Below are 11,911 nucleotides of genomic sequence, written 5' to 3'. Positions count from 1 at the left end.
TGATATACGATTTTTAGGATCCATAGCACTTAACAGTTGAATGGTTGAACTAAATTGTGTTACATTTTTGACTTTACCTACCAAGCCGGTTGCCGTAACAACAGCCATATTTTTTTTGATGCCATTTAATTTGCCTTTGTCGATAATAATCATTTCATGCCAACGATCAGGGTTTCTGCCAATAACGGTAGCTGGTAATGGTTTGAAGTCTCTCAGGGTTCTTTTTTCACCGAGAATGTCACGTAATTCTTGATTGTCTTGTTTCAGTTCTTGTACTTGTGCTTCAAGATTGACAATTTTTTCGACCCGCGATTTTAATTCCTTATTCTCATCGTATGTATTTTGCAAATCCTGGAGATTTTCAAAAAAGCCTGTCACAAAATGAGTAGGCTTTGAAACCAGGGATTGAACCCAGCCGGTAGTATCTTTTAAAAATTGCTCCGGCCAGGATAGTTTACTTCTCTCCCTTAAAGAAAACCCAATCAATGCCACGAGAACAATGATGCTGACAAGCAAAATAATCAGACGTTTATTCAGAAAGAACTGTGGCATGATTATACACCTCTATTTTTCTAGATAAAAAGTATCGTTTTTTAATTTGAAATATGCCTTATGTGCCGAATAGCACAATCTAATCTAACGCGAATCTCTTGATTTATTTTTAAATAAATGAATATGATCCAATGCTTTTCCTGTTCCAATGGCCACACAATCTAGCGGATTCTCAGCAATCAGCACTGGCATTTTCGTTTCTTCACTTATAACCCTGTCCAAATTTCGGAGTAGTGCACCGCCGCCGGTTAGAACAATCCCACGGTCCATAATATCTGCCGCAAGTTCAGGTGGTGTTTTTTCTAGTGTATTCTTGACTGCTTCGACAATCGCAGTAACGGTATCTCTTAATGCACCAGCAATTTCTTTGGCCGTGATTTCAATCGTCTTAGGAAGGCCTGTTAATAAATCTCGGCCGCGAATTTCCATATTGTCGATCCCTTCAGCGTCCCCAGCCGAGCCAATTTCCATTTTAATCGTCTCTGCCGTACGGTCCCCGATCATTAGGTTATAATTTTTTCTAATATATGAGATAATCGAGTCATCCATTTCATCGCCAGCGACACGGATCGATATGCTTGTAACGATTCCGCCTAATGAAATGATCGCGACCTCGGTAGTTCCCCCGCCAATATCAACGACCATGCTGCCGGTTGGTTCCCAGACTGGTAAATTGGCACCAATTGCTGCTGCGAATGGCTCTTCAATCGTATACGCATCCTTAGCCCCAGCTTGTTTCGTTGCATCGATGACAGCTCGTTCTTCAACTGCGGTAATCCCAGAAGGCACACAAACCATAACGTAAGGATTCCCGGTAAACACATTTTTACTTTTTTGTGCTTGACGAATATGGTACTTCATCATGGCTGCAGTTGTTTCAAAATCAGCGATGACGCCATCCTTCATCGGTCTCATTGCGACAATATTCCCCGGTGTCCGTCCAATCATATTTTTCGCGTCATTACCAACGGCGACAATGTTTTTTGTATCAGTCTGCATGGCCACAACGGATGGCTCGCGCAGTACAATTCCTTTTCCTTTTACATATACAAGGGTATTTGCAGTCCCCAAGTCAATCCCAAGATCTCTTGCTCTAATTCCAAACATAGTTTTGTATCTCCCTTTCTGAACCGTAATGCAAAAACTCCAATAGATAGATATTCACTTTACTATCATGTCTTTTTTCCTAATATTTATCTAGTTTAATCTTTAAGAAGTCCTAAAAAATCATAACCATTATTATAACTCNNGCATTCGACAAGCCGCTTCGTGACCTCAATGTCTTCGCGGCTTGGTGCCGGGTCTCCGGAGGGGTGGTTATGGGCTACAATAATCGAGGCGGCAGAGCGCTTTAACGCCTCGCGGAACACCTCCCTCGGGTGGACAATCGAGGCGTTTAAGCTGCCGATGAAAATGGTTTGTTTATGAATGACTTGGTTCTTTGTGTTTAGGTACAAACAAACAAAATGCTCTTGTGATAAAAAGCGCATATCATTCATGACATACTTTGCTCCGTCTTCCGGAGAGCGGATGACATAGCGGTCCTTATAGTCAAGGTTTGAAATTCTTCTGCCAATTTCGACGGCGGCGAGGATTTGGATGGCCTTTGCAGAACCAATCCCTTTGATTTCAGTCATCTCTTCTAATGTCGCTGCTTTTAAAAGACGTAACCCTTCAAAATGAGTTAACAACCGGTTCGATAATTGCAGGACCGATTCGTCTTTTGTTCCGGTTCGCAGCAAAATAGCGATCAGTTCGTGATTCGATAAGCTTTGTGGGCCATGTTGAACAAACCGTTCTCTGGGTCTTTCATCTTGAGGGAAATCACGGATCATTAATGTATTGGTGGACACTTTTTTTCCTCCCTTTTTAAGGGAGTTAATGAACAAAAAAGTTTAATACGGCAACTGGTAGCCTGCCTTTTTCAATTCTCTTACTAATCGTGAAACAGGCAGTCCGACCACCGAAAAATAGTCTCCATTTATTTTTTTGACAAGCATGCTTCCGAGCTGCTGAATGCCATATGCACCTGCTTTATCAAGCGGTTCACCACTTTTTACATACGCCCGTATTGAGTCGTCCGTTAACTCCCAAAACCAAACTTCTGTTCTTTCATAAAACTTTGTTGTACCTGCTTTCGACACAATTGAAACACCTGTAAATACCTCATGCTGACGACCTGACAAGCTTTTTAACATGGTAAACGCTTCTGCTTCATCTGCGGGCTTTCCTAATATTTGATTATTCGCAACAACAATGGTGTCCGAGCCAATTACAAAGGCATCCTGGTTTTCTTTAAAAACGGTTTGTGCCTTTCGGTCGGCTAACTCCATCACTACATCTTTAGGAGCGAGAGCTGGGTCAAAACTTTCATCAACTTCACTGCTTGAGATCGCGAATGTTAAACGGAGAGTTTCTAGAAGTTCTTTTCGCCGTGGAGAAGAAGAGGCTAAAATGAGGTTCTGCATTCGATCACCTTACCTTTATGGTACGTATTAGGGAGATACAATTCAATCCTATCAGAAATTACAGTAGCAAACAATTTTTATATAATTAAATTTTGATGGAATTTGTAAAATTATGCAGAGGTTTTTCATTTTTTGAAAAGACGAAAAGCCTATCAAGATTTCGATAGGCCTTATTTCCCGGAAAATATCGAGGAGTGTCGATATAGATTATTTTGAGAAATATATCGACAAAAAGTTTAGTAAATGCTCTTGGGCGTCACTAAGATTTTTCTCGTCTTTTGATTCTTGAAACGCCTTTACTTTTTCGTTTGCACTGACCAATTCTGCTTTTAGATCTTTAATCTTTTCATTTTTCACACTGGTTTTTAATGGTGATTCAATTTCAGTAAGAACTTTACTAGCTTCCTCCGAAAGATCCTTGGTCACTACTGCATTCGAGGTGGTAAGTGAGAGCGTTTGAAAGATAGTCGGTACTGCTTTTAGAAAGGTCTGTTCTTTTTCCGTAATATTAGAAAACTTCTTTTCCTCTAATAACAAGGGTTTTGCAAATACATCTTCAATTCCATTTTCTTTATACTGTGCTCCTAATGCTTTAGCACCTTCGATGGAGTCAGCCACACCTAGAAATAAATAATACTTGCCATCCATTTCTACTGTTTCGGATGGAACATTTTTCGAGGATAGATTATCCGAAGTTTCTTTAGCTCCAGAATCTGACGAAAAAACACCGCCTTGAATGACATAGGTTGTTAACTGGGAAATGGAAGCTGATGAAGTATTTTTGGCTTCTGCTGTTTTCGTTTCGGTGCCGCTGGCAGGCTTGTCCGTGACCACAGTTGGTACTGTTGTCACCGTTTTGTCAGATGGAGATGTGATAACTAACTTCAGCATCACTACACCAATTGTTGTTCCGATTAAAATAGCAAATGCGGCAGAAATTAAGATGGCCCCTATGGGCCGGCCATTTTTCTTTTTGATATTCGATGTGAATGTTGTTATTTTTGGAAGGGACGTTTTTTTACTGGTTTGACTCGGTATAATTTTGAACTCCTCAATGTCATTGTCGGAGGATTCAGGAATAATCCAGTCAAAACTTTCGTCAACCGATTCTTGTGCTGCTGCCGTCTCACTAATAACATCTGATTCTTTAAGTTCCGTATTAATTTTTATTACTCTAGGAAAGGGATCGATATTAGTTTCAACCTCTTTTTTAGGAGGAACTTCTTGAATGGGCGGGTTTTCTGCATTTAATTTGATATTAATTGTATTGCCTTTGTTAGGCTTGTCCACTTAACCGTACTCCTCTCTCTTCCGATGGGTCATTGGCTTCATCCTATCACAAAGGCAAAAAAAAATAACAAGACTTTTGTCGTCTTGTTATCGTAGACTTTCGCCAAATTACTTATTAATTCGGCAGTATAAGGTCGACTGAAACTTCCTTAATTGGTATTGCAGAACTCTTCCCGTTATATGTGCATAAATTTCTATTTTCTCCTCTTAAGCAGATACGAGTTATCTTTTCACCTGTTACCTCTACATAACTATCATCAGACGCCTCCGGATAACCCCCAGTATCAGGGTCCTTAAACTCATCAAGAAAACCAGCTTCATATAAGGATTGGTAGGTAATAACATCTGGAGGAACGCTTCCATTAATGGTTTCCGACTTTAAAAATAAATTTGCAGCATCCTTTAATGCAAAAGCATTCCCGACAAAGGCCCGATCTTTTGAATCCTGAATAACCTTAGAGATAGAAATCACAGCAATAGTCGACACGATACTCAATATTGCAATCACTGCCAGTAATTCAATAAGCGAAAATCCATTTTGATTCATATTTTTTGATATGGAATAATTACGGATTGGTATTCTTATCATTTTCACTAGTACCTTCCACTTCAGAAAACTCACTTGTTGGATTGCTCTTATTAGAAACCTCAGGAATATCCAATGGTGGTAATTCCTGAGGTAAGTCCATCAGTGAAGGAAAATAAAATGCAGAAATTGTTACTTCAAATCTGATACACATTGTTCTAGAATTGTCGCTAAGGTATCAAAGTCTAGAATTTTCCCTTCCGTGATCAATCCTGCTGGCAAATAGTACTCACCCATTCTTTGAACTTCTAAAAATTGAGTGTGCTTCAATTCGACAAAACGGATAGCGTAATCCTTGATCGTAATATTTATTGTTTTGTTTTTACCGAACAAAAAATTGATTGCCATTTGGAAGACTCCTTACATTAAATGAATATACCAGCGAATAATCCGTTCACCATAAAAATAAGTAATGACTGTACCCAATGCTATATATGGGCCAAAAGGCATAGGTTTACCTTTTTTCACTTTGCCAATTAGAATGCCAATTATTCCAAAAAATGCTCCAAAAAAGGTTGATAAAAAGAACGAGATTAATACAAGCTTTGTACCTAGTGCAAATCCAATAACTGCGAACAGTTTTATATCTCCTCCACCCATACCACCTTTACTGACAACTGCTATTAGGAGTAGAAGGGTAAAGCCCACTGCCGCACCAGTAATAGAGTTCCACCAAGGGTCAAGCGGAAGGAAACATCTTTCGATTAGAAACAGCCCAGAAAAAAAGAGTAAAACTTTATCTGGAATGATCAAGTAATGGATGTCTGAAACAAATACTATTACCATTAAGGAAATGACAGTCCAAGCGATAATCAAATCGTAGGACCAGCCCATGTGGATGGGTGCCAACATAAAAAGAATTCCTGTTATCAGTTCGATAATAGGATAGAAGAGCGAAATGGGCGCCTTGCAGCACCGACATTTCCCCCTTAAGAATAGGTACGATATAACCGGTATCAAATCTATAGTTGTTAAGGTATGATTACAATTCGGACAGTGTGATCGCGGTTTAACGATTGATTGATTTAAAGGAACCCTTAGGCCGACTACGTTGAAAAACGAGCCGCATACAGTACCGTATATAAAAATCAGAAAGTTAATCAAGGTTATACCTCATCTTTAAGATTATTCATCAGTTTGTTGTTTGGGATTGATTGGATACTTTTATTAAGTTATCTACCGTGTTTGTTATTTCCGTTAAACCCATTGTCCCTTTAAAACTGGATGGAGCATCCGCTTTGACATCAATTGAAACTGGTGCATGCGTCAAAGGAATAGTAATCCCATCTAAATTTTTATAAGACAATTTAATATTATCGAACGTATAAGTGGCTATATCAGTGAAGCTGAAAGGCAGACTTATATCAATTGGCTGGTTAACTGTCTGTCCAATCGGATAGTTAAAGGATGCTTTTAAAACAGCTTCATTCCCCTCCATTCTAGCAATAGAGCCATCAAAAGATTTACTTTTCCATTAAATTTCGAAAGATCAATTCGAGCTTCTTCATCTATTGCAGGTGTGGCAATGTCTTTTGATATATCTTGGAATATATTTGCGATATTATCAGAATTTGCTTGTCTCGCAGTGACCCCTGTTAGCGAAGAAAGATTATTCAAGTATCCCATGTCAACATCTGCACTACTACCAAAGCCAATTGAAAATAATTTTATATTTTTCTGTGCTAGTTGGTAGCCCTGGCAATTCCATGGTTCCTAATACTTGTCTTTGTCTGAGAAACAGTGATGTTTGTATCATAAGTTTTATTTTCATTCGCATCGTAGTAATAAACTAAATTACTCATCGATGATCCAGACCCATATAGTTCATAGTGAAAAGGAAAGTTTTCCGTTACCAGTTTCCCTTTTTTCTTATAAGTAACCGGTTCCTCATTAATAGAAAATGTTGGATCTCCATCAGTCATAAAAATAATATATTTGTTATTCTCAGACCCACCAAAAAGATTGATAGCTTTCTCAAATGATTGAGTATAATTTGTACCGCCTACTGCTGATAGGCTATTAGTGGTTTGATTAATTAAGTCCAAGTTTCCACTGCCAGTAGTGGGTGAGAAGTTTACCACCTGTTCAACATCAGAACTGAACGAGATGAAAGCAAAGCGGTCTCGGGGTCCAGCATTACTCTTAAAAAAGTTGACTGCCTGTGTCATGGCAACCTTAGCACTCTTAATTTTTTTGATTCCATTTACACTCTCATCCATCGAACCAGATTTATCAAAGATAAAAACCACATCAATTGGTTCACGATTGGCACTGGTAGACATGCCAGAAGGGGTTAAATGTAGGTCTAAGTTTCCTTGGGCATTTGTCCTTGTGGTTTAACTATTACACTTTGAGATGCCTTTATACTAAAATCCACCTTTGGTGTATTAGCATCAGCTGCTGAGGCTATATTTATCCTTGCGCAAAAAATAAAAACTAAGGCAATACCCAATAATAACGATATTTTTTTCATTGGTTTTATCTCCACCTCTCACTCAAACCATATTTATATAGAGCGATACTATTATCCTATTATAATACTACTATAAGTATATCAAATCTCTCACTTATTCAACATAAGTTTTTAGTTGTAGGTTGTAAATCCTTTTAGATAATGCTGAAAATACACTGAAAAAGGTCGATTCACATGAACCGACCTTTTCTAGTGTATTTATAGATACTGTCAGCACGACGAATACTCTGCCACTCGATTCCTGCCAGCCCGCTTTGCCCCAACGTAAAGAGCTCGGTCTGCATGCCTTATTAAGGCTAATGGATCCTCAGCATCCTCTGGTGCAGTCGCCACCCCAATTGAAACGGTAATCATTACTTTCTGCTGCACTTCGTCTAAATTCATTGATTGTTTTAGGATAAATGGCCAATTGGAAATCAATTGTCTAATTTGCTCCGCTATTCGATAGGCCTCCTCTTTTGTGGAATCTGGTAAAAGAACCACAAATTCTTCCCCGCCATACCGAGCTACTGTACCACGATCATCTACGGACTTACTTAGTCTGCTAGCAAGCTCAAACAGTATCTCATTTCCACTTTGGTGACCATAGGTATCATTTACAGATTTAAAGTGATCGATATCAAGAATGATTAAGGAGAGTGTTCGGCGTTCAAAGCAAGTTAATTTTTCAAATTCTTCAGTAAGCAGATTTTCAAAGTAACGATAATTATACAGTTTGGTTAATGAGCAGCGTTCACTTTGCATTTTTGTCATCTCATAATGCTTGGCATTTTCAATGGCAACCGCAAAGTGGGAACAAAGGATATCGATAATCATCAACTGGAATCTTTCAAATGCCCGCTTTTGCTTGGATGCAAGTAATAACACGCCAATTACTTTCTTGCTTCGAACGATGGGTACACCTAAGATACTTTCTGCATCATCAGGTAAATGGCCGTTTGAATATTTCTGCCACTCTTTCTTTGCTGTGTATAAGAAAGTCTTTTGCTCGCCCCATACCATCCCGCTAATTCCTTCGTATTTCTCTACAGGTGGTAAACTATTAGGCATGCCATCTTCCAGTCCGCGAATGACTTGAAGTTCATCATTTTTCGTTACTTCAAGGATATAGGCATAATCCACAGGAAGCATTTCACTGACTTTTTGAATCAATAACTCAACTACATCAACGACATTCAAGCGTTCCGCCATTTGATGACCGATTTCGGCAGCCTTTTGTAAATATCCATTGATCTTTTCACTAGAATAATAAAGTCTGAAAATCATAGATAAACTAACAAAAGGAATCCCCACAAACAATAGGGCTAAACAGCCGACTTGATGATAAAGGATATACAGCACAAACCCAATCGGGAAGGTGATAAAAGTGGTTATGGTCTCAACAATGAAATCCTTTCCAAAATAGGATTCTTTGCTTTTATAAATAAAATAAAGATTGAAGGAGACAATGATTTGATTCATAGCATAACTTACTACCGCATATAACATAGCTAGCCATAAGTAATTAGAGTTTTCTGTAAAATCCGGACCTGTCTCACCACCAAACAAGTGGTAGAATAGCCCGCTGGTCAAGGAAACGAGGAAAAACATATTCAAGTTAAGCGGTAATCGGAATAATTCACCTTTGCGGAGGATCCGTAACTTTAGAAGTAAAACAAGAACAGCTATTTGTGCAAAAATGATTTCAACAAATAAACCAAACCTTAAAAAGGTAGCAAGCGCCACCCATTGAATTAAGAAAATAAACATATTATTTATGACAATGGGCATAGTTGCAACCACACAGGTTAACAGCAAAAAGGCTAAGACATCTAACCATTGCCCGGAGATATGTGGAGGATAAGTCTTATAGGTGAACCAAGTTCCAGCAGGGACCATTAAAATCCAAGTCAGAAAAATCAAATTCTTGATGTATGGTTTAACCTTCATGCTTATCCTCCTCTCTTATTTTTATATTGATAAAATTATTCTACCATCGAAAAAATTTCTTGTCATAAAGAAATTTTCTTATTTTTCAAAAACTGACATAAAAATGGTTTTACCTCTGAAATAAAATAAAGTGATCCTGTTATGACTAATATGCTATTGTTATCCAGTGATTTTATTTCCTCTGAAAGATACGAACCCCAGTCATCTACGGCAAGTTTGTTGGCTGAATGGCTGATTTTCAGTAATTCCTCTGCTTTCGCCGCCCGTGGAAAATCAAAGCTAACAAAAGTAATTTGTGAAGCAATTCTATCTAGTTTCCCAATCATCTCGTCCAGCTTTTTATCCGTTAAAGCGGCAAAGACAATCTGGATATTGCGATTTGGATATCGAGTTGATAGTTCGTGTGTGAGAGCCGTAATCCCTTCCTCATTATGGGCCCCATCAATGATGACTAATGGACTTTCTGACAGCATTTCAAATCTGCCTGGCCAATACGCCTTCTTTAATCCTGCCCAAATCGCTTGTTCGGTTAGGATAAACTCGCCCTTTTGATGTAAGAATTGGCCGGCAATTACAGCAAGAGCGGCATTTTCCGTTTGATGCTGGCCCATCATGCTGATTTCCAGCTGGTCCAGGGCTTGAAACGGTGTAACAACGTTAAAGACTTCTCCCTTAACTAAGGATTTATGGCCGCTAATCGAAAATTCCTGATCTATGCGGTAAAATGGTGACTCTTTCATTTGAGCTTGTCCCTCAATAACCTTTAGCGCACCAGGATGTTTTACAGCTGTAAAAAGGGCAGTATTCTTTTTAATGATACCTGCTTTTTCAAAGGCAATTTCCTCGTAGGTAGACCCAAGGATATTGGTGTGATCTAGACCAATATTGGTAATAATGGAAGCTAACGGTTGAATGATGTTGGTTGAATCAAAGCGGCCGCCTAACCCGACTTCAAAAATAACGATGTCAACCTTGTTCAGGCTGGCGAAATAATGAAACGCCATCGCTGTAATCACTTCAAACTCTGTGGGACCGCCTAGGTCCGTTTCTTCTAATTCATCAGCCAACGGGCGAATGATATTTGTTAACTGAAGCAATTCCGCATCGCTAATTGCTTTGCCGTTAACACTAATTCGTTCGTTAAACTGCTCTATGTAGGGCGAGGTAAAGGTACCGACCGTATAGCCCCCTGCTTCAAGAATCGAACGAAGATAAGTAACCGTAGACCCTTTTCCATTGGTACCGCCAATATGAACGGTCTTCATTTTGGTTTCTGGATGACCCAGTCTATCCATCATCCATTCCATCCGCTTTAAACCTGGTTTGATGCCCAGTCTTAACCTTGCATGGATCCATTCTAGGGCTTCTTTATATGTAGTAAACATCCGTGACACCCCATCTTTTTGTATGTGTAATAAGATGAGACGACTCCATTGCTGGACTCGCCTCACCATTTAGTTTACCCTCTTAATTCTTTAATTCGAGCTTCCACAATCGCTCTCTTCTCACGATAATCACTTTCTTTTGCCCGCTCTTCAGCTACAACACTTTCAGGGGCTTTTTTCATGAAGCCTTCATTGCTTAGTTTCTTCTGAACTCGTTCAACTTCTTTATTCAAACGATCGAATTCTTTTTCGAGACGAGCAATTTCTTCTTCAATGTTAATCAAGCCTGCAAGTGGGAGGATGATTTCAACGCCAGTAATAACAGCTGTCATGGCTTTTTCTGGTGTTTCAAGCTCCACACCCATTTGCAATTCTTCAGGATTGCAGAAACGTTCAATATAGCTGCGGTTATTCTCAAGCGATTTAAGAATTGTTTCATCCTTCGCTTTTACAAGCATTTTGATTTTCTTACTCATTGGCGTGTTCACTTCAGCACGAATATTCCGTACGGAACGAATCATTTCCATAAGCAATTTCATTTCTTGGGCCGCTTGTTCATCAGAAAGAGATGGATTTACTTCAGGCCACTTCGCCGTCGTAATGGATTCTCCTTGATGTGGGAGATTTTGCCAAATTTCCTCGGTGATAAATGGCATAAAAGGATGTAACAACCGCATCGTTTGGTCCAATACATGAGCTAGAATTGAACGAGTGGTTTTCTTTGCCGTTTCATCTTCACCATATAATGGCAATTTCGCCATTTCAATATACCAATCACAGAAGTCATCCCAAATGAAGTTGTATAGGGCACGGCCCACTTCGCCGAATTCATAGCGGTCAGAAAGTCGTGTCACATGTTCAATCGTTTCATTTAAGCGTGTTAAAATCCACTTGTCGGCAACAGATTTTTCGCCGCTGAAATCAATTTCATCATAGGTCATGCCATCCATATTCATTAACGCAAAGCGGGAAGCATTCCAAATTTTATTGGCAAAGTTCCAAGTCGACTCTACTTTTTCGAAGCTGAAGCGTAAATCCTGCCCTGGAGAACTTCCTGTTGAAAGGAAATATCTTAGCGCATCAGCACCGTATTTTTCAATAACATCCATAGGATCTACGCCGTTTCCAAGTGATTTACTCATTTTACGACCTTGCTCATCACGAACGAGACCGTGGATGAGAACATCTTTAAATGGACGCTCCCCAGTAAACTCGATGCTTTGGAAAA

13 protein-coding genes and 2 pseudogenes (1 of these 15 only partly in view) are annotated in these 11,911 nt (G+C 39.2%); all 15 read right to left on the bottom strand.

All coding sequences use genetic code 11. The features are described from left to right. On the bottom strand, positions 1–552 hold a 552-nt coding region (gene mreC / locus V7659_RS11505; protein ID WP_335540129.1), incomplete at its 3' end, for a rod shape-determining protein MreC. A gap of 84 nt (positions 553–636) precedes the next feature. Beyond that, positions 637–1,659, bottom strand: a complete 1,023-nt coding sequence (locus V7659_RS11500) for a rod shape-determining protein (protein WP_335540128.1) — start codon at positions 1,657–1,659, stop codon at positions 637–639. A 143-nt stretch (positions 1,660–1,802) separates the two neighbouring features. Then, a pseudogene (gene radC, locus V7659_RS11495) lies at positions 1,803–2,387 on the bottom strand (RadC family protein); the annotation flags it as partial. 60 nt (positions 2,388–2,447) lie between these two features. Further along, complete coding sequence (locus V7659_RS11490) at positions 2,448–3,020, bottom strand: Maf family protein (RefSeq protein ID WP_335540126.1); 573 nt, start codon at positions 3,018–3,020, stop codon at positions 2,448–2,450. Positions 3,021–3,227: 207 nt separating this feature from the next. Next, a complete protein-coding gene (locus tag V7659_RS11485; RefSeq protein ID WP_335540125.1) occupies positions 3,228–4,310 on the bottom strand; it encodes a hypothetical protein in 1,083 nt (360 codons plus the stop codon). A 115-nt stretch (positions 4,311–4,425) separates the two neighbouring features. Beyond that, a complete protein-coding gene (locus V7659_RS11480; protein ID WP_335540131.1) occupies positions 4,426–4,899 on the bottom strand; it encodes a type II secretion system protein in 474 nt (157 codons plus the stop codon). A 129-nt stretch (positions 4,900–5,028) separates the two neighbouring features. Continuing rightward, the gene (locus V7659_RS11475; RefSeq protein WP_335540124.1) at positions 5,029–5,244 is read right to left on the bottom strand and encodes a hypothetical protein; all 216 of its coding nucleotides are present in this window, start codon (positions 5,242–5,244) and stop codon (positions 5,029–5,031) included. A 12-nt stretch (positions 5,245–5,256) separates the two neighbouring features. Further along, on the bottom strand, positions 5,257–6,000 hold the full coding sequence (locus V7659_RS11470; RefSeq protein WP_335540123.1) for a prepilin peptidase: 744 nt from the start codon (positions 5,998–6,000) through the stop codon (positions 5,257–5,259). A 28-nt stretch (positions 6,001–6,028) separates the two neighbouring features. After that, entirely contained in the window at positions 6,029–6,334 is a 306-nt protein-coding gene (locus tag V7659_RS11465; RefSeq protein ID WP_335540122.1) for a hypothetical protein, read from the bottom strand. Next, the gene (locus tag V7659_RS11460; RefSeq protein WP_335540121.1) at positions 6,310–6,522 is read right to left on the bottom strand and encodes a hypothetical protein; all 213 of its coding nucleotides are present in this window, start codon (positions 6,520–6,522) and stop codon (positions 6,310–6,312) included. The genes V7659_RS11465 and V7659_RS11460 overlap by 25 nt, the downstream gene beginning before the upstream one ends. A gap of 56 nt (positions 6,523–6,578) precedes the next feature. After that, on the bottom strand, positions 6,579–7,178 hold the full coding sequence (locus V7659_RS11455; protein ID WP_335540120.1) for a vWA domain-containing protein: 600 nt from the start codon (positions 7,176–7,178) through the stop codon (positions 6,579–6,581). Positions 7,179–7,201: 23 nt separating this feature from the next. Next, complete coding sequence (locus V7659_RS11450) at positions 7,202–7,369, bottom strand: hypothetical protein (RefSeq protein ID WP_335540119.1); 168 nt, start codon at positions 7,367–7,369, stop codon at positions 7,202–7,204. A gap of 210 nt (positions 7,370–7,579) precedes the next feature. Further along, entirely contained in the window at positions 7,580–9,298 is a 1,719-nt protein-coding gene (locus V7659_RS11445; RefSeq protein ID WP_335540118.1) for a sensor domain-containing diguanylate cyclase, read from the bottom strand. Positions 9,299–9,360: 62 nt separating this feature from the next. Beyond that, positions 9,361–10,683, bottom strand: coding sequence for a bifunctional folylpolyglutamate synthase/dihydrofolate synthase (locus V7659_RS11440; protein WP_335540130.1), 1,323 nt, complete (start codon positions 10,681–10,683; stop codon positions 9,361–9,363). A gap of 74 nt (positions 10,684–10,757) precedes the next feature. Then, positions 10,758–11,911: pseudogene (locus V7659_RS11435) on the bottom strand (valine--tRNA ligase); it runs 1,477 nt beyond the window's last position.

The sequence above is a fragment of the Neobacillus drentensis genome (assembly GCF_036966985.1).
Classification (GTDB): domain Bacteria; phylum Bacillota; class Bacilli; order Bacillales; family Cytobacillaceae; genus Neobacillus; species Neobacillus drentensis_E.
The sequence above is the reverse complement of the archived record's forward strand: the minus strand, read 5'-3'. Positions and strand labels throughout refer to the sequence as shown.